The following is an 18,326-nucleotide window of genomic DNA, read 5'->3' on the forward strand; positions in this document are numbered from 1 at the left end:
CCCTATTTACATTCCCCAACCACCTTCACCAGCCCCGAAGTCAACCTGCTCAGCTCATCCTCCGTGATAACAAATGGCGGCATAACGTACACCAGCTTGCCAAATGGACGAACCCAAATACCCTCCTCAACAAAGCGTCGCTGGATGTCGGCCATTACAACCGGCTCTTTCATTTCGATAACGCCGATTGCGCCAAGCACGCGCACATCGGCAACGCTATCGAATTGCAGAGCGGGTGTCAGCTCCCTTTTTAGCTGCGCCTCTATTGCAGCAACCTTTGGAAGCGGCGAATGATCCAGAATCAGCTCCAGCGATGCGTTTGCAGCGGCGCAGGCTAACGGATTGCCCATAAAGGTTGGACCGTGCATAAACACGCTGGGGGTGCCCTTCGAGATGGTCTCGGCCACCTCGGCAGTAGCCAGCGTTGCCGCGAAGCTCATGTAGCCTCCGGTGATTGCCTTTCCCAAGCACATGATATCGGGGGTGATGCCAGCCCACTCGCAGGCAAAAAGTTTCCCGCTACGACCAAAACCGGTGGCAATCTCGTCGGCAATCAGCAGCACATCGAACTCCTCGCAGAGGCTCTTCACCCCTTTTAGGTATTCGGGAGCGTAGAAGCGCATTCCGCCAGCACCCTGCACTATTGGCTCTAGTATTACCGCACCAATTCGCTGGTGATGCTGCTCTAGGGTTTGGCGCATTTGATCTAGGTCTGAAGGGTTCCACTCCTCGCCAAAGAGCACCTTGGGCGCATCCACAAAGTGATGGATGGGCAAGCGCCCGTTCCATATGGTGTGCATTCCACCATCGGGGTCGCATACGCTCATGGTGTGCCAGGTATCGCCGTGGTAGCCCGAACGAATGGTGAGCAGCTGGTTCTTCTGCGACTTGCCCCTTGCGTTCTGGTACTGCAGCGCCATCTTGATAGCCACCTCAACGGCTACTGAGCCCGAATCGGAGAAGAATACGCGTTCCAACCCTTCGGGAGTCATGCCCACCAGCTTTGCTGCCAGTTCCACCGCTGGACGATGCGTTATGCCGCCAAACATCACGTGCGACATATCCTTTAGCTGCCGCTCTATGGCAGCGTTGATGTGCGGATGGTTGTAGCCATGAATAGCCGCCCACCAGCTCGACATGCCGTCGACAAGCTGACGCCCATCCTCCAGCTCGAGGATTACTCCTTCGGCCCTCTTCACCAGGTACACCGGCAGCGGGTCGATCATCGATGTGTAGGGATGCCAGATGTGCTCCCTGTCGTATGCTAGTAGCTGTTCTGTGGTCATTCTTTTCTAGACTTTAGATGTTAGTAGTTAGACGTTAGAAAAGAGATAAAAGTTATATGTAAGGCGAGATCGAAGCGATTCCCCTCCTTTCCAAGGAGGGGTCGGCGCAGCCGGGGGTGGTTTGATTAAGCAACCTCCCCGCCCTTCGGGCACCCCTCCTTAACAAAGAGGGGAATCGCCATGAAGAAAAGCACTGCCAATTTCAACTTCTTTATCATTCAAATTATCTTCCTCTAACTCCTTCTAACTTCTGAAATAACTTCCTCTAACTCCTCACAATATTATACCCATTCCCCTCCAGCATCTTCACATCCTCTGCAACGCTGGAGCCGAGGGTGGTGAGCAGGTCGCCAACAAGTGCGGCGCTCATGCCGCAGCGGAGGGCCTTGTCCATGATGTGGGCAATCTCCTGACGTCCGGCAGCAAAGCGGATCTTAGCCGTTGGGTTCACTACGCGGAAGATGGCGAAGGTGGTAAGAATCTCCTCCTCGGTAAGCTTTTGGGTTTTGCCGGCCAACTTGGTACCCTCGATAGGGTTTAGGATGTTGATAGGGATAGACTGCGCCCCAATTTCGCGAAGCGTAAGGGCAAACTCCACGCGCTGCTCCTGGGTTTCGCCCATGCCGATGATGCCGCCCGAGCAGATGCCCAGCCCAGCCTCCTTGGCCCAGCGGATGGTCTGCATCTTCTCCTCGACGGTGTGCGTGGTGCAGAGCGTTGGGAAGAACGATGGCGCCGTCTCGAGGTTGCAGTGGTAGTGCTCCACCCCTGCCTCGGCCAGCTGCTGCAGCTGCGCCTTGGTGAGCAATCCCATGGAAGCGCAAAGGTGGATATCCACCTCCTTGCGGATATCGTTGTAGATACCGCACGACTTATCCACATCAGCCTGCGAAAGGGTGCGCCCGCTGGTTACCAGCGAGAACTTGGCCACGCCCTGCCTAGCGTTATTGTGCGCCATGGCCACCGCTACCGGCGACGAGATGAGCGGGTAGACCTCAACGTTGGTGTTGTGGTGGGCCGACTGCGAGCACCACTTGCAGTCCTCCGAGCACTTGCCCGAGCGCGCGTTGATGATGGAGCACATCTCAAAGTCGTTCCGTAGAAAGTGGCGACGGATATCATCCGCCAGCTGGTAGAGCACCTCCTTATCCTCTATCCTTACAAGCTCCAAAGCCTCATTCTCGGTAATCTGGTAGCCGTTCAAAATGCGCTCCTTCAGCGCAAGGGCATCCTGCGAAGTCATCATCGTATCGTACGTTTTAGTTGATTGCAAAAAGAAAAATCCCACATCCAAAGGGCGCTTGCTCCTTTCAATGTGGGATCAGAATATGGTATAAGAACACCTACAGCAGCCGATGCCGCAGCAGGTATCGCTTTTGGTTGCACCTGTAAGCTGATGATAGCGGGGACCAGCGCCTGCTCGCACCCCCACTCGGCGATGTCCGGATCGAACTCCTCGTCGTTGCTGCCGCTGATAAGCTGAAGCAGCATGCGCTCCACGCCAATAACCCCGCTCTTGAGCATAGCCATACGGCAGATGTCCACCTTTAGGCTGCCGATGTGCACCACCTTGCCGAGGCTCATAAAGGCGGCATCGGCACGGCGCGACCAGCGCTTAAACCAAAGGGTAGGACGATATGCTTGGCGGATTCTGTTCATCGCCGGCAAAGATAGCTGCCGCGCTAACACGCGAACACCCCCAAAAGTATGTTGTTGGACAGCCATTGGCCTCTTAAGAAGCTAAAAACTGCAGAAGTAGGCTACGCCCCGTTTTTTACTACTTTTGGTGCAGCAGTACCGTAAAAATGCCCGCAGCCAACGGGCGGGATATCGCTGATTTAAGTATGAATTTAATATAACCGATCGTTATGAGTGGTAATTGGGTGGCAGCAAGTAAGATTTTTATTTTTGTTCTCATATTTATAAGCCTAGGATCAACATTTGTTGTGTTATGCGAAATGGATTTTGTATTGAAGAGACTAAGCGATTATAAAAACAGGGACTACTTTGTTGAAAAGTTTGTGAAAGATATAGACTTTGCACACGGTAGAGGATCTTCTGATATAGCTTATGCTAAGATTGATGGTGTAGAATATGCTTTTGATATAACAGATAAAGGTGAGATCAGCGAAAAATTTGAATGCTACGTTCTTTTCAACACCAAGAACGAGCATGTTATCCTAACAAACAAAGGAGAGAAGGTGGACTTTAAGGATCGTATGATGCGCAAGTTAAGGTGGTACGCAAAGCTTGTCATGCTATGGGTTGCTGCGCTTACCTTCTCGTTTTTATACTACCGGCTGGTAGATAAAAGGATTACCAAAAAGTGGAAGGAATCAGAGAAACTACGTAACGCTAAGAGGTAGATGAGAAAGTCTCCGTTGGAGGGGGGCTCTTTTAAATCAATATTTTTAAATCCATTTAGGTTCTTAACCCACCCCTACCCCTCCCGTGGAGGGGATTACGTGCTGCTATTGGGCGTTTATCCTTTTGAATTCGGTCTTAGCATGACGGCTATGGGCAGTACCCCTCGCCCAACAGGGTTTAACCGCTATGCGGTAAATTCGAGCATGCTGGTTGATGGCTACAAGCCGTAATGCCCGTCGGGCAACCTCTACGTGCCGTGCTTTACCGCGTAGCGGTTGCCGATTTGTAGCACGCCATACCGTCTCCTCCGTTTTTATCCGTGGGAGATATACTAAAAAAGAAAAAGCGCAGCAGCAACTACGCTATTCAAACGAGGTTGTTGGCTGTAAAGCCGTTGTATCGAAACGGCGTTACAACAGCCCCCGCCTACTCCCCCTTCTCCAGCTCCTGCAGCAGTTCCAGCGCCTTGGCCACCTTGCTGGGGTCGATATTCTAGACCGCCTGCTGCAGCTTTCGGAGCTCGCGGGTGGCGATTAGCTGGCGGAGCGGATGGTTCTCGTCCTTTGCTTGGTGCGCATCGGGCTCCCACTCCAGCAGCTCGTTGGGCGTACAGCGAAGCTCCCAGCACAGGCGGTCGAGCAGCTTGTAGCTAATGGTTTTGGGGTTGTTCATCAGCACGCGGTAGCGGCTTGGATGCATGCCAATGGCGCGCGTAAACTCCAGCACGTTGCTGTAGCCGCGTAGCTTCACCAATTTTTCAAGGTTTAGGCTTATCATAGGTATAATAGGTTGATGATCTGCCCCCAAGTTACGCAAAATGCCCAAACGATCGGCGTAAATCGGCAAATAATTGGAGCAATTTCATCATCCCCTGGTGGAAATTAGTCATCGGCTTGACTTATTTAGTCACCGTCTTGTGCAAATTAGTCATCGGCTTGACTAATTTAATCATCGCTTGGTGGAATTTAGTCATTGCTTCGAGCAATTTAGTCGAAGCTTCGTGGAAATTAGTCATCGTGTGGTGGAATTTAGTCATTGCCTTGAGCAATTTAGTCATCGCGCTGCGCTTTTTCGTCAAATGATGGGGATTATTCACGGAACTGTGTCTACCCTATTTTTTCGGAAGCAGGAATTACGCCTGCCTTTTAGGTTAGGGCTGCTAGCGGGGCAAGGGTGGCGGAGGAACGGAGCCACTTGTATACCCTTGCCCCGCTAGGAGGCCTGGCCTTCCTTCGCGGGTGTTCTTCATGCTCCAAACTTGGCCATCCGCTCGGCAAATTTAATGCAAAGCTGCCCGTAGATGAGCTTCCACCCCGCAACTTCCCGCTTTGGGCTCGAGTTGATATCCCGAATAACGAGGTATATCAGCTTCTTGATGGCCATGTCGGAGGAGAAGCACCCCTTGGTCTTGGTCACCTTCCGCATGCGCCGGTGGATGCCCTCGATGGGGTTGGTGGTGTACATGAGCCGGCGGATCTCCCTGCCGAAGTCGAAGAAGGAGCTCAGCTTGTACCAGTTTTCCCGCCAGCTCTTGACGGCGGTGGGGTACTTCGTCCCCCAGCGCTCGGCGAAGCGCTCGAGCTCCGCCTCGCCCGCCTCCAGCGTGGGGCTGCCGTAGATGGCCCGCATGTCGGCGGTGATGGCCTTGTAGTCTTTTTTAACCACGTACTTGAGCGTGCTGCGCACCTGGTGGACGATGCAGCTCTGGATGACCGTCTCGGGAAAGGTGCTGCTGATGGCCTCGCTGAAGCCCTTGAGGTTATCCGTGCAGGCGATCAGGATGTCCTCCACGCCCCGAAGGCGCAGATCCTGCAGCACCTCCAGCCAGAAGCGGGCCGACTCGCTCCCGGCAATGTAGATGCCCAGCAGCTCCCGAAAGCCCTCCTGGCTGACCGCGTAGACGTTGTAGAGCGCCTTGCCCTGCACTGCACCGCCCTCGCGGCACTTGAAGTGGATGGCGTCGAACCAGACTATCGCGTAGAGCGGGCTCAGCGGGCGCTGCTGCCACTCCTGCAGCTCGGGGATGAGCCGATCGGTGAGCTCGCTCATCTGGGCGGGCGAGAGCGAAAGCCCGTAAACCTCCATCAGCAGCTTCCGAATGTCGGCGTAGCTCATCCCCTTGGCGTAGAGCGAGAGCACCTTCTCGCAGAGCTCGTCGTCCAGCAGCACCTGCCGCTTGGCCACGATCTCTGGGGTAAAGGATCCGTTACGGTCTCTGGGGGGGCTGAGCTCAAACTCGCCGTTCGAGCTCTTAACCGTTTTGGTGGTAGCGCCGTTGCGCTTGTTGCCCTCCGAATCCTTCAGGTGCTGCTCCAGCTCCAGCGCTAGGGCCTTCTCCAAAAAGTGCTTGAGCAGCGGGGCGAACACCCCATTCTCGCCGCTTAGGCTCTTGCGCTCGTAAAGGCCTTTGATGGCCTCCTTCTCAAATTCCTCGTAGCTGAAGCTCGCTACTTTTTCTTCCTCTTTCATTGTCTGCAAAGTTATCGTTATCATTTTGCAGACACAGTTGCATGAACAGTCTCAAATGATGCGCTGGCGGGGGGCGATCATCCCCCTCGGCTGCCCGACCATCCGCAAAAAAGGGGGCAGCACCAACGGCGCTACCCCCTCTTACTGATATGAATGGTCAAAGTTTGTACGTTTGTTAGTAGCCGAAGCTGTTGGGCCCGCCAAAGGGCTTGCCGTCGGCGCCGTAGATGAGCAGCATGTAGCGGTTATCCTTCGATACGAAGAGCAGGTACAGCTGCTGGGTGATGCCGGGCATGGTGATGCCCTTAATTTTATCGACGGTCCAGCTGGCGTAGCTGCTGGACTTAAAGGCATCCTGCACGGCCTGTGGTAGCCCGGCTAGGGTTAGCTCGCTGATGGACATGAGCAACTCGTACTTGCGGCTGAAGAAGAGGTTGTAGAGGTTGGCGCCATCCTTTACCTCCACCCAGTAGCCCCAGTGGCCCTGCATCACCTCGCCGATGGTGCCGGTGGGGTAGAGCTTGGCTACGGCTGCCTTCAGCGAGTCCGAAACCACGTTGGGGTAGTTGCCGCAGTCGGGGTAGTTCTTGTTCTTCTCCTTCACCTTAACGAGCTTTCCGCCGGCGCCGAAGTAGAGGAGCATGTTGTTCTGCCCGCTCTTCGAGAGTTCGAACTTGAAGAAGGTTGTTCCGTCAGCCTTCGCCAGCTTCACGATCTTTACGATGGCCCACGAGCCATCGCCGTACGCCGATGCCGTGTAGGCTTTCTTCACCGTGTCGGGCAGCTGGTCGGAGGTGTACTCGATCTCGGTCATCTCCCACTTGCCGTTGCCCTTGTACCAAGCGGTGCACCTATGAGCGCTGCTGGTGGTGCTCTTGGTGGCCGAGTTTAGGGTAAAGCTGGCTACCTGGAAGTTGTCCACGCTGCTCCAGCTTACGCTGCCGGCGGTGGGGAACTGCGATTCGAAGGCGGCCTTAACGGCTGTTGGCGAAACCACATCGGTGTTTGCGACATCGTCGCTCTTGCTGCACGATGCCAGCAGCATGGCTGCAACGATGGCAGCCAACACTAGAATTGCCTTTATTCTCATAGCTTCAGTTTAAAATTTGATACGTGCACTGTTGCCCGTGCTAGATACGCCAAATGCATGCCAAATGTCAAGAGCGGAGCTAAAATATCTGCTACAAGGCGCTCCTGCGATATTAGCTAAATAGCTGGGTTTAACAGATGTAGAAATACATTCCCACCTAGTAGAGCGGTTGGGGTACGGAGCCTCAGCCGGGAAAAGCTAGCGGGGAATCGGCATACGGATGCGCTTGCCGATTTAAAAACGAAGAAGCCCATGCCGTGGATACATGAGCTTCTGGATGCACTGCCAAATTCTAAAATCATTCGGATTCTTCACTTAGCCGATCGGAGTGGTTCTCAACATGTCGAACCATACGGACTAACGCGCCAAAAGCGTGCCACGGCGTAGCGCATGGCGCTGGTTACACGCAGTTTAACAGAATTATAATTGGCTTGTATATCCCCAGTCTGAGGCTAGAGCCAATAGCCGAACGGAGATGGAAGCGGAGGTTGACAACCTATTCGCCCTGAAGCTAGGGCACCAGCTAAGATCTAACTTCTAAAGTCTAATTGCTTGCGAACACGTTAAAGGGAGGCTCCTTCACAGAATCCTCCCTTTGCAGCTGAATAAAGCATAATACAATTACAAACGATAATAACGTATCAGCTCATTCAAATAAACAACCAATCGGCAACATAGTTGACTTTGCGGAGCTATCTTTTCTAGGAACCCCAGTAGTAGATAACCCTGAACGAGATCAGGTCGCGCTGCGGCATATCGCCCATTCGCCGGATGTTATCCATGTAGGCGATCGGCTTCATCAGCTGGTAGTCGTCGAAGCTCTTGCGGTACATTACCGACAGCTGGCTGCCGGGGGCAAAGGTCCAGGCAAAGCTCGCCTCAATACTCGCAGCGGTGTAGTTGATATCTCTGTTTTGCAAAAAGTCAATTCCATCTACCCATCCATCCTCTTTCAGATGGTAAAACTGCTTGTAGCGAACGCTGGTCCAGTTGTAGCGGGCGCGTATGTTGGTGTAGGCATTCCTCGATATGATGTAGCTCAACTGGGCCGACTGCTCGTAGTTCTTGATATCGCGTCGGCCAAATACCGGAACTCCCGACACAGCATCGGTTTCGGCAAAGCCGATGGCGTTTTCGTTGAACGTACCGAAAAAGCCAATGGTGGAGGCCAGCCTATCGTTAAAGCGCAGGCTCGGATTTACCTGAAGGTAGAAGGTGCTCTTATCGTACCTTTCGGCAACCCAGTAGCCAATAAGCATTTTACTTATCGACAGCTTTTTTCGAGTATCGGTGTTAAAGGTAAACCCGGTCCAGATGGCGCGCGGCTCGGCGTACTTGTAGCCCGGCTGACGGGGCTCGAAGTAGTCGTACTTAACCCCTGGCGTTACCGATGTCTCCAGCTCGAAGTGCAGCTCGTTGGTAAAGGTTAACCCTCCCGATAGGGTAAACTCGTTGCGCGAGTAGCGCGTTGGGCGGTACAGCAGCTCGTTGGTAAAGTTGAAGAGAAGGGTGCGGTACTTAAGGTTCCCGCTTCTATCGTACGATACATACTGCACCTTTCCAAAGTTGATGATGCGGTTGTTCTGATCGAGGTAGCCCAAGTACGAGTGGTTGTAGGTATTCTGGTAGAGCGTATTCGAGAGCTCGATGCGCAGCTTGCCCGCAGTCTTAAGCGCGCTTAACTGGTAGGCGTAGCCATCGTTGCTTACGCTGCCCGAATCGGCCTGCAGGGCGTACTGCACCGCCCCCTTTAGCGCGTACGACTGCGACTTGCTGGCTAGGTAGAAATCGACTGCCGAAGTGTTTGCCGTAAAGCGGTTGTTGGGTAGCAGCATGTTGCCGTTTATCACCGACAGGTAGGAGCTGTTCCTAAACGGAATATCAACAACGCTGACGTTGTAGTTGGTAAGCGGCTGCACGTTTACCTCGCGGGTTCTACCGGTTGATGCGTTTCTAACCTCAGCGTAGGTATCGCCGGTAAGCGCATTCAGGAAGCCGATTCCTAAACCGCCCTTGGTTCTGCCCGAAATCTTTGTAGCATTAATGATGGAGGTAGCTGAGGGCATCTCCTTAACCACCTCATTGGGCTGAAGATTTTGGTATGCTTTGGAGGAGTACAACGGGCTGCTCCCAATACGGCGTGAGTAGAAGATACCACCACGCGAGAAGAGTTCTGAACCCTCGTTGAAGAACTGGCGATTCTCGTCGAAGTGCTGCTCTACAGTACTAAGGTTAAGCTGCACATCGTCCGATCGCACCTGACTGAAATCGGGGATAACCATCATATCGAGGGTGAAGCCATCCGAGATGCCGTAGCGAAGGTCAAGCCCACCCTTAAGCGTATTGTCCGTACCGCGGTTGCTGCGCTCGGTAGAGTACGATAGGTAAGGCGTTAGCGATAGGCGGAAGGGCATCCTCAGTTTGTCGAACCCAACGAGGTTGGCCTCCTGGTTGTTTTTCCCTTCGATGTTAACATCTACCGGATTGTAGGTGTCCCACTCCTGGCTACGCTTAATGTTGCGCCAAATGTTGAAACCCCATACCCCATTCGCCGATGAAAATCGCAGCTGGGTAAGGGGAATCTCCATCTCAACCGACCAACCCCAATCGTATCGCTTAACCGCGCTATACCATACCGCATTCCACGATCTATCGTAGGTGGTTCCGGTTACCTTTTGGTCGGACTGTACCCCCGCTGCCGAAACATGGAAGTAGTAAGTGGTTATCCCATCGTTGTAGGGGCTAAAGCCAATGCCGAACAGGTCGCAGTTGGGATCGTCAAACGAATCGCGAGGCCCCAGCTGCTTAGCAATTTTAAGCGCGGCGGTATCCTCCAATTGCGCATACACATAGATGGAGGACTTGTCGTACATCAGCCGCACCTCGGTTTTAAGCTTAGCGGGCTCCAGCCTATTGGGCTTATGCTGGGTGTAGCCGGTAAGCGGCGCAGCCTTAGCCCAAACCGAGTCGGTTAGCGCTCCATCTATCTTAGGTTTTGTAGCTGTAAAAGTAATTTGTGCTTTTCTACGAATCTGCTGCGCACCTGCATAAAACGGCACTAGCGCTATAGCTAGGAGTATAGTTGTCCGTATTACGATTTGTACTTTCATCTGGTCGGGTTTCGTTAGGTGATATTGATTTATCCGAACCAAATGTAGAGCAGCATTTCCTGCTAATTTTACGGCTTATTCATACGATGGAAATACCTCGGCAAACACAATCAACCCCTATTCGAATGCTACTAGTAGTGGCTTTGCCATCGTTTGTCAGCCTCAACGAGCAGTTAGCATAAGTTATTCTGAAATATGACCTCTAATCCCCCCAATAGGATCATCGTAAAAGCTATTCAGATTGAGTAATTGCCAAGTAAAAACGCCCGAATTTCTTCGGGCGTTTTTACTTGTTATTGGCGATGCTACTACCACCAAATAATGTAGATAAATATTAGAAATGCAATTATAAAGAACGAGGCAATCTTGAACCCCCTTCCGGTAACGAGCATACTCCTGTCGTAGATGATGGACTTGGCGCTAGTCACCGGCTTCTTTTCGATGTATGCGGCAATAACCATTATCAGAACGCAGATGAAGAAGACAACCATCATTCTATCCATAAAAGGAAGATCTGGCGTGGCAAACTTCAGCAACGCCGAGAATATGAAGGTGCCCAAGGCGGCGAAAAGCGCGCCATTTGCGGTTGCTTTTTTCCAGAAGAAGCCTAGAAGGAAGATGGCGAGTGCACCAGGGCTTATAAAGCCGGTAAACTCCTGGATATACTGGAAGGCTTGGTCGAGGTTCTGGAGCAGAATGGCTACTGGAATGGCAATAAGGAGCGCTACCCCAGCCGTAATTCGACCCACCTTAACAAGGTGGGTTTGCGAGGCATCCTTCTTGATGTAGCAGTTGTAGATATCCATGGTAAAGATGGTGGAGATGCTGTTCATCATGGAGGCCAGCGAGCTGACGATAGCGGCCACCAGCGCCGCAAAGGCTAAGCCTTTAACCCCGTTGGGCACAAAGTTGTGCAGCAGCCAGGGGTAGGCGGCATCGGGTTTGGCAATCTCGTTGTGGTGCACATTGGTGGGATCGCTATTGATGACAAATGCCACGATTCCGGGGATAACAACTATTAGGGGAAGGAGGAGCTTAAGGATTCCAGCAAACGCAAGCCCCGACTGTGCCTCCTTGACGCTCTTTGCGGCCAGCGCACGCTGGATAATGTACTGGTTGCATCCCCAGTAGTAGAGGTTGGCAATCCACATTCCTCCAATAAGCACGCTTATGCCTGGCAGGTTCGAGTACTGAGGATTGTCCTTGCTCAGAATCATGTCGAACTTCTCGGGTGCCTTCTCGGTAAGTTTAATAAAGCCATCGAAGGCGTTGCCGTTATCGCCAAGGTACTGAAGCGCCACGTAGGTGGTAAACAATCCGCCACCAATCAGAAAGACTACCTGAACCACATCGGTCATGGCTACCGACTTTAGGCCTCCGTATATCGAGTACGTGGCAGAGAATGCACCCAGCGCAATGATACCGAACCAAAGAGGATCGACATTGTACCCCATGATGAGCAGGTCCTTGCCCTCGAAGATGACGTTCTTGATGGTAAGTGCGCCTAGGTAGAGGATGGAGGCTAGGTTTACAAAAATAAAGACAGCCAGCCAGAAGATGGCCATGGTTGTTTTTACCCTATTGTCGTAGCGCTGCTCCAGGAACTCGGGCATGGTAAAGATGCCCATCTTAAGGAAGATGGGAAGGAAGAACACGGCAACAATAATCAGCGTAATGGCGGCCATAAACTCGTACGATGCAATGCCCATTCCGATGGCAAAGCCCGATCCCGACATGCCAATGAACTGCTCGGCCGAGATGTTGCTCGCAATAAGCGACGATCCGATTATCCACCAGGGTAGCCCTTTGCTTGCAAGAAAGTAGTCGGAGGTGTTCTTCTTCTTTCCCTTCTTTTCCCTAGCTACTCCTAGGCCAATCCCAAGTATAATGAGGATGTAGCCGATGAGGATGATGTAGTCTAAAGCGTTAAATTTCATCTTCTATCGTTTTTGATTAACATGACGAACAATCACTGGCAGATGCGGTGGAATAAACCTTTTCAAGCTTTCTGGAGCCGCTCTATATTCAAACCGCACCATTGGTTCTTTTGTTCAGCAGCGCTCCATATAAGCACCCCGATAATCAGAGTTTTCATGTGAGAGTAATTGTTTCTAATGGTCAGATAGAATTCTACGACCTCAATAAACCGCGTGCATTTGCTTACGGTATAGCTATCTTTATCCTGTAAAAACCCAGAAGCAAAACCTGAACGATGATGAACCGAAACGCAGCACTACCAATAGTTAGAAACGACCCGAAGGTTGTCCGCGGCTGGGTGATGTACGATTGGGCGAACTCGGTTTACCAGCTAACCATTGCCTCCACCATCTTCCCCATATACTTCAACTCGGTAACGCGCACCAATGGCAGCTACACGGTTTCGTTCTTTGGGCACGAGATCGTAAATACCGTACTCTACTCGTGGTCTATCGCCTTTGCCTACCTCTTCGTGGCAATCCTGTCGCCGCTGCTCTCCTCGTTTGCCGATTACACGGGGCGCCGGCGGGCCTTTATGAAGACCTTTACGCTCATCGGATCAGTATCGTGCGGGGCGCTTTTCTTCTTCAACAAAAACACCATCGAGCTGGGGACTATTGCGTTCACCCTCGGAACCATCGGCTACGGCGGCAGCATCGTCTTCTACAACTCGTTTCTTCCGGTGATAGCCAGCGAGGATATGCAGGATCGCATCAGCGCGCGAGGGTACTCGCTGGGCTACCTGGGCGGGGTAGTGCTGCTGCTGTTCAACCTTTTTATGATCATGCAGCCGGGACTATTCGGAATAGCGCATGGCTCCCCGCTTCCAGCCCAGATATCGTTTGTTACCGTATTCCTATGGTGGCTGGGATTCTCGCAGATTACCTTCGAGGCTCTCCCAAAGTACACGCTAAGGAAGCGCAAGCGAAAGGAAAAAGTTCTACTAAACGGCTACCGCGAGCTCCGGCAGACTTTCAAGAAGGTGATAAAGTCGTACCGGCTTACCGTATTCCTGATCGGGTTCTTCTTCACCATGATGGGGTTGCTAACCACCATGTTTATGGCGGCCAGCTACGGCGAAAAGCAGCTGGGGGTAAAGGAGGATGTGCTGATAGGCACCATTCTGGTTATTCAGCTGGTGGGCATTGCCGGGGCATGGTCGTTTGCCCGCCTATCGGAGAAGATTGGCAACATGCAGGCGCTGCTGGCATCGCTGGTTATCTGGATTGCCGTTTGCATCTACGCCTTTGCCATTAGGGGTACCGGCGGCTTTATCGTTGCCGCCATCATAATCGGGCTGGTGATGGGCGGTACGCAGTCGCTGGCGCGATCGACCTACTCGAAGATGCTGCCCGAAACCACCGACCACACCTCCTACTTCAGCTTCTACGACGTGCTGGAGAAGATGGCAACCGTTTTGGGCACCTTCATGTTCGGCATCATCGAGGCCATTACGGGCAGCATGCGCTACTCGGTGCTCTCCATCGCCATCTTCTTTGTGCTGGGGCTGGTATCCTTCCTGCTTTTGGTTGGCAGGACAAAGCCTAACAAATCCATTGCCTAAAGTTACAGCCTGCAATAATAGAACCGACTAGGTCAGTAGCCCTCGCCAAACAGGGATCATCAACACCAAGAAGCGCTTTAAGAACTTCTTCCAGTAAAACATCTACACCCTATAGCACACAAAAGCCCGGATTGCTCCGGGCTTTTTTATTCTCGTTTTATGGCGGTCTAGGACCGCTGCTTATGCTAGACTGCATTGCAAATGCCGCCTAGCCTCGTTCGCTGATTAAACTTTGCTCAGCAAGGGGATTCAATAATTCAACGCTATTTATTTAATTCTGTGTTAACTTGCTAACTTTAATTGGTGACAGATTGTTTATGATCCTTTGGTTACCAAATTTTATACTTGATATAATATCATAAAACATTTGCTCCTTAATATCCGTATTATTATTTTTTGTCGAATATAAAACATCAAAATATTTTTGACCAATGATAGTAACATAACTCATTATTAGCAAAGTATCACTTCCTTTGATTGTTTTTAAATTAGAATAAACAAATTCCTTGTTTCCATTTTTTAGCAAACTTTGCTGTATTCTGATAATTTTACTGTTTGAACTTATATCATCAATCAAAAGTCTGGAGTAATCAACGATGTTTACTCCTCCAATTATTTTATTTCTTATAATTCTGAAATAATAATTATTATTAATATGTGGGGTTGTGTCAAACGTTGCTTGAAAAGTAAGTCCATTAGATGGAATCGACAACCAATTGTCTGGATATTGCAAAGATACAATACCATCTTCACATTGGTAATTATCCCACCTTATCTTATCGTGTTGATTACCTTTATTGTAAAACCAAACACCTACTTTTTCTCCTTTTTCAAATTCTCCAATAACAACACTTTCTTCGTCTGAATTAACTCTAAAAAAGCCATTTTCTAGACTATCAAACACGCTGATTTTTATTTTAGGATTTGAAACATCTGTCAAGTAGTAGTACTTTATATTACTGTTTTTTTTGTTACACGAAACTATGATAACACAAAATACTAACATGAAAAATATTTTAGATCTCATCTTCATATGCTCTATTTCACTTTTAATGAAGTGGAAAAATTGATTGATTTCTTTGATTTTTTTGTCATATCATCAGGAATAGACAAAGTTGTTGAAAAATATGGTTTAGCACCACTTTTACTAGTCTGCACACCAACTTCGATAACAGCATCACCAACTTTTGATTTCACACCAACACCTACACTTACTGAATTTGTTGTTTCATTTGTACTCACGTCCTTTTCTGTTTTTACAGACGTTACTACTGGAACCCCCTCTACATTAACATTCTTAGTTACCTCACTAGATATTGTCGTATTATCAACTTTTTCAACAGTAATAGGGGCCTTAACTGGTGCATGCCATTCATTCTGCCCATTATATTCTAAGTATTGTCCAATGTCAACTGAAACTTTCACCCCTTGTTCGTTATTTACCTGTTGACCTTTATTCCCTTCAAATGAATGTTTTATGCTTACAATAGTTTCTGAAACAAAATTTAAGGGGGCCTTCACTAAATTAAGAAGTCCCTGAAAGAAATAGCCCCATCTTGGATCTCCTGCTTGCATCCCATCAGGATCAATAAACCGCAGTGGATTGTTGTAGCAGTAGGCGTAGGTAGACCAACGTCTGGAAACTTCTGCCTTGGGATCCACGCTATGCCACCTCCCGATTTCCGGGTCGTAGAACCGTGCGCCGTAGTCGTACCAGCCAAACGGAGTACCGCCAATGGTTTGATCCTGCAGCTCCTTGCCGTTGTAAAGGTAGCGGTTTTGCGGAACATTTACGTTATCGAACGATTTCCCAAAGGGATAGTAGTCGGTGGCCTGTAGCAGCATGGTATTTAGCCCCACTCCTGTTTTCTTAAAGACAGCGCGGGTATTCCCGAGGTGATCCTTCAGGTTGTACTGGTACACAAACCCATTGTCTGTTGATTTTATCATTCCCTCGTCGTGTAGAGCGTATCCGAACGAAAAGGCCCCTTCTTTACTTCTTTCGTACACCATGCTGCCGTGGTAGTAGCGGCCACTATTATCTGTATCCACCATTGCCAGCTTCGACCCGGTAGCGTCGTAGGTATAGCTTACAGTTTGGGTACCTTTGCTCACGCTCTTAGGAAGGTTCAACTCGTTGTATTGTATTGCAAACCCGTTGCGACCATCGGTGGTGGCGTTGCCGTTGGCGTCGTAGATGTAAGGATTTTTGTCTACCCCATTTAAGGTTATCTTGCTAAGCTGATTTCCATTATAGGTGTAGCCGTAAGTGGTAGCCTCCTTGCTGCCATTCTTACGAACAAGAGTACGGATGTTTCCGTTCTCATCGTAAAGCGGTATGTTTTCAGCATAGGCTTCATCTGCTACCAGGGTGCCCGAGCCGTTGTCTTTGGCATAGGCACCAACATTCAGCCTATCCAGTCCGTCATAGGCAAAGCCGTAGCCTTTCTTGTTTTGAGTACCGTCAACCATCTTGGTACGCCACACCATAGAAGCGATGTTACCTCCGTACTGCCCAACCACACCTGCCCCTGCCACCTCAGGGGTGTCGTACCCCAGCTTCATGGCAAAGTAGTCGGTAGTGGCATTAGTAGGGTCGTTAATGTCGGTCAGCCAGCCGCGGATGTTGTACTCGTAGTGCTGCTTCTGATCGGTACCTCCGTAATTCTTTTGCAGCACATGGCCAAGCTCATCGTAGGTGTAGGTGGCCAGCGTCTCCTCCGTTGCTGCATTATTCATCTTGGCATATACTCCGCGCAGCTGGCCACTGTCGTAGTAGTCGTAGCGTCGCTCTAAGCTTGTGGTAATGGCGCCTGCTGTAGCGGAAGGCTTAAAGGATTGCTCTTCCTTAATCCTCTTAGGCTGGCCAACGAAGTCCAGCTCGGTTGATACTGTCATTGTTCCGTTGGCATCTGGGTAAAGCCCCTTCTTTACGGTTTGAATTACCCGTCCCCTCTCGTCGTAGTAGGTGGCGGTGGTGCTCCAGGTGTTGGTGGTGAGCTCCTTTACGCGGGCAACTGTGGGTAAGCCTGTAACGTTGGTAGTCACCGTTTGTCCGTAGGTTTTGGTGGCGTCAACGCCAGTAGCTCCACCGTTGACGTAGCTGTCGTAGAAGGTGTAGGTGAGCGCGTCTATTGCTCCATCAGCAGCCCTAGGGAAGCTATTCTTCGAGTATTCAACACCGCTGGGGGTATCGTACTGGGGCGAAGCGCTAAAGGCGGCATCCACGAGCTGCTGCATCGTCGTCTGGGTAGCTACCCCGTTGGTTAGGTAGCCCGTCTCCACGGGTCGGTTCAGCGCATCGTAGCGGGTGTACAGCCACCTACCCTTATTCCTGAGCTCGCCGTCCTGTACGGCCACTAGCCTGTCGCGGCCGTCGTACACCATGTATACAGGCTCTACCCCTGGCAGCTTCTTTTTAATCATACGCCCGTAGCCGTCGTACTCGTAGTAGTAGGCCAGCGCGTCGAGCGGCTCTGCGGCTCCCCCTTGGGTGGCCGAAAAGCCAGCCTGCCCCACGAAGCCAGGCTTAAGGGTAAGGCTGGCGCCAGAGGCGAGCACGTACCTATCGCCGCTGGCGCTGCTCAGCTCCGTCGAGCTGAGCACTGCGGTAGTGCCACTACCCCCTATTAGCTGAGTATTGCTGCTAATAGAGGCCATGTATTTGGGCGGCAGCACCCAGCGTAGGCGGCCAAGGTCGTCGTACACGTAGTCGGTGGTGGCCTTTAGCCCAGCAGCGTCGGCCACCTTGCGCACCACGCGCCCCTCCATATCCTTGTACTCTAGGGTGTAGATTTTGTCCTCGTCCTTTACCGTGGTGCGGTAGAGCGTACCAGCGCCAAAGTAGCCGCTGTTAACCAGCGCACCTGTGCCATAATCCACGCTCCAAAGGATAACTTCGGTGCCCGTATTGGTACCGTAGTCGGTGGTTACGGTATGTCCGCGTCCCAGCATCCCGCTGTTGCCCGGCGCGCCCTGCTCCACCACGCGGCTCAGCGGCGATCCATCGAACACCGTCTCGCCGTAGCCAGGCTGGTTGTTAAACTGGGCGTTGTAGAAGGTGGTCTGCTCGTTTAGGGCGGTACCCGAGTAGGCTCCCGCACCTGTGCCCTGCGCCTTGGGCAGCGGCAGGTACTGGCGGTACTCGCGCCCCATGCCGTCGTACACGTGCGGGGTGATTTGGTCGTTGAAGGCGGAGCCGTCAGCGTTGGGCGTGGCCGCCACCCCTATGGTTTGTAGGGGGCGGCCGAGGCCGTCGTAGTACTCGATGGTAGCCCCCTGCTTTGCGGCAGGGAGCTTTAGCAGGTCAACCACAGCGATGGTACCCTCACGGGGCGTACGCTTGACGATGTAGTTCTGGCCCGTGGTGGGGCTAACCTGTTGGCCCATGGCGGTAAGGTTTCCTGCCACCAGAAGAGCAATATGAAGAGATATGCAGATAGTATGTTTTCTCATATTCGTAG

At 51.4% G+C, this 18,326-nt stretch carries 13 protein-coding genes; 3 read left to right on the top strand and 10 right to left on the bottom strand.

Features of this window, described 5'->3' with window-relative positions; all coding sequences use genetic code 11:
• Positions 1-2: 2 nt before the first annotated feature.
• The 3 genes from bioA to ACHZA1_RS07860 form a co-directional block, all read right to left on the bottom strand.
• Entirely contained in the window at positions 3-1,286 is a 1,284-nt protein-coding gene (gene bioA, locus ACHZA1_RS07850) for an adenosylmethionine--8-amino-7-oxononanoate transaminase (protein ID WP_320054685.1), read from the bottom strand.
• Between the two features lie 265 nt (positions 1,287-1,551).
• Positions 1,552-2,532: a biotin synthase BioB gene (gene bioB / locus ACHZA1_RS07855; protein WP_320054686.1), complete on the bottom strand. Its 981-nt coding sequence runs from the start codon at positions 2,530-2,532 to the stop codon at positions 1,552-1,554.
• Positions 2,529-2,945, bottom strand: a complete 417-nt coding sequence (locus ACHZA1_RS07860; RefSeq protein ID WP_320054687.1) for a hypothetical protein — start codon at positions 2,943-2,945, stop codon at positions 2,529-2,531. The genes bioB and ACHZA1_RS07860 overlap by 4 nt, the downstream gene beginning before the upstream one ends.
• A 311-nt stretch (positions 2,946-3,256) precedes the next feature.
• Here ACHZA1_RS07860 and ACHZA1_RS07865 point away from each other — a divergent pair, with 311 nt between their 5' ends.
• Positions 3,257-3,652: a hypothetical protein gene (locus ACHZA1_RS07865; protein WP_320054688.1), complete on the top strand. Its 396-nt coding sequence runs from the start codon at positions 3,257-3,259 to the stop codon at positions 3,650-3,652.
• Positions 3,653-3,883 carry a hypothetical protein gene (locus ACHZA1_RS07870; RefSeq protein ID WP_321426987.1) on the top strand — a complete coding sequence of 77 codons (231 nt, stop codon included), beginning with the start codon at positions 3,653-3,655 and terminating at the stop codon, positions 3,881-3,883.
• Positions 3,884-4,145: 262 nt separating this feature from the next.
• Here ACHZA1_RS07870 and ACHZA1_RS07875 read toward each other — a convergent pair whose 3' ends face one another.
• The 5 genes from ACHZA1_RS07875 to ACHZA1_RS07895 all read right to left on the bottom strand — a co-directional run bounded on the left by ACHZA1_RS07875 (position 4,146) and on the right by ACHZA1_RS07895 (position 12,259).
• The gene (locus ACHZA1_RS07875; protein ID WP_320054689.1) at positions 4,146-4,430 is read right to left on the bottom strand and encodes a helix-turn-helix domain-containing protein; all 285 of its coding nucleotides are present in this window, start codon (positions 4,428-4,430) and stop codon (positions 4,146-4,148) included.
• Positions 4,431-4,898: 468 nt separating this feature from the next.
• Positions 4,899-6,122 (bottom strand): IS256 family transposase, encoded by a 1,224-nt coding sequence (locus tag ACHZA1_RS07880; RefSeq protein ID WP_320052030.1) that lies wholly within the window; start codon positions 6,120-6,122, stop codon positions 4,899-4,901.
• A 175-nt stretch (positions 6,123-6,297) separates the two neighbouring features.
• Positions 6,298-7,212, bottom strand: coding sequence for a PepSY-like domain-containing protein (locus ACHZA1_RS07885; RefSeq protein WP_320054690.1), 915 nt, complete (start codon positions 7,210-7,212; stop codon positions 6,298-6,300).
• Between the two features lie 701 nt (positions 7,213-7,913).
• Positions 7,914-10,322 carry a DUF5916 domain-containing protein gene (locus ACHZA1_RS07890; RefSeq protein ID WP_320054691.1) on the bottom strand — a complete coding sequence of 803 codons (2,409 nt, stop codon included), beginning with the start codon at positions 10,320-10,322 and terminating at the stop codon, positions 7,914-7,916.
• A gap of 308 nt (positions 10,323-10,630) precedes the next feature.
• A complete protein-coding gene (locus ACHZA1_RS07895; protein ID WP_320054692.1) occupies positions 10,631-12,259 on the bottom strand; it encodes a sodium/sugar symporter in 1,629 nt (542 codons plus the stop codon).
• A gap of 275 nt (positions 12,260-12,534) precedes the next feature.
• Here ACHZA1_RS07895 and ACHZA1_RS07900 point away from each other — a divergent pair, with 275 nt between their 5' ends.
• Positions 12,535-13,863 carry an MFS transporter gene (locus ACHZA1_RS07900; protein ID WP_320054693.1) on the top strand — a complete coding sequence of 443 codons (1,329 nt, stop codon included), beginning with the start codon at positions 12,535-12,537 and terminating at the stop codon, positions 13,861-13,863.
• A 271-nt stretch (positions 13,864-14,134) separates the two neighbouring features.
• On the opposite strand, the gene ACHZA1_RS07905 is transcribed toward ACHZA1_RS07900, so the two are convergent.
• Both ACHZA1_RS07905 and ACHZA1_RS07910 read right to left on the bottom strand, forming a co-directional pair.
• The gene (locus ACHZA1_RS07905; RefSeq protein ID WP_320054694.1) at positions 14,135-14,803 is read right to left on the bottom strand and encodes a hypothetical protein; all 669 of its coding nucleotides are present in this window, start codon (positions 14,801-14,803) and stop codon (positions 14,135-14,137) included.
• Positions 14,804-14,901: 98 nt separating this feature from the next.
• Entirely contained in the window at positions 14,902-18,318 is a 3,417-nt protein-coding gene (locus ACHZA1_RS07910; RefSeq protein WP_320054695.1) for a DUF6443 domain-containing protein, read from the bottom strand.
• Positions 18,319-18,326 lie beyond the last annotated feature (8 nt).

This window comes from uncultured Acetobacteroides sp., assembly GCF_963667355.2.
Taxonomy (GTDB): Bacteria; Bacteroidota; Bacteroidia; order Bacteroidales; family ZOR0009; genus Acetobacteroides.

Coding starts and splice junctions, on each gene's coding strand:
- ACHZA1_RS07900 (WP_320054693.1), top strand. CDS start 12,535: ATGATGAACCGAAACGCAGCACTACCAATAGTTAGAAACGACCCGAAG.
- ACHZA1_RS07885 (WP_320054690.1), bottom strand. CDS start 7,212: ATGAGAATAAAGGCAATTCTAGTGTTGGCTGCCATCGTTGCAGCCATG.
- ACHZA1_RS07890 (WP_320054691.1), bottom strand. CDS start 10,322: ATGAAAGTACAAATCGTAATACGGACAACTATACTCCTAGCTATAGCG.
- ACHZA1_RS07880 (WP_320052030.1), bottom strand. CDS start 6,122: ATGAAAGAGGAAGAAAAAGTAGCGAGCTTCAGCTACGAGGAATTTGAG.
- ACHZA1_RS07860 (WP_320054687.1), bottom strand. CDS start 2,945: ATGAACAGAATCCGCCAAGCATATCGTCCTACCCTTTGGTTTAAGCGC.
- bioA (WP_320054685.1), bottom strand. CDS start 1,286: ATGACCACAGAACAGCTACTAGCATACGACAGGGAGCACATCTGGCAT.
- ACHZA1_RS07895 (WP_320054692.1), bottom strand. CDS start 12,259: ATGAAATTTAACGCTTTAGACTACATCATCCTCATCGGCTACATCCTC.
- ACHZA1_RS07870 (WP_321426987.1), top strand. CDS start 3,653: ATGAGAAAGTCTCCGTTGGAGGGGGGCTCTTTTAAATCAATATTTTTA.
- ACHZA1_RS07910 (WP_320054695.1), bottom strand. CDS start 18,318: ATGAGAAAACATACTATCTGCATATCTCTTCATATTGCTCTTCTGGTG.
- bioB (WP_320054686.1), bottom strand. CDS start 2,532: ATGATGACTTCGCAGGATGCCCTTGCGCTGAAGGAGCGCATTTTGAAC.
- ACHZA1_RS07875 (WP_320054689.1), bottom strand. CDS start 4,430: ATGATAAGCCTAAACCTTGAAAAATTGGTGAAGCTACGCGGCTACAGC.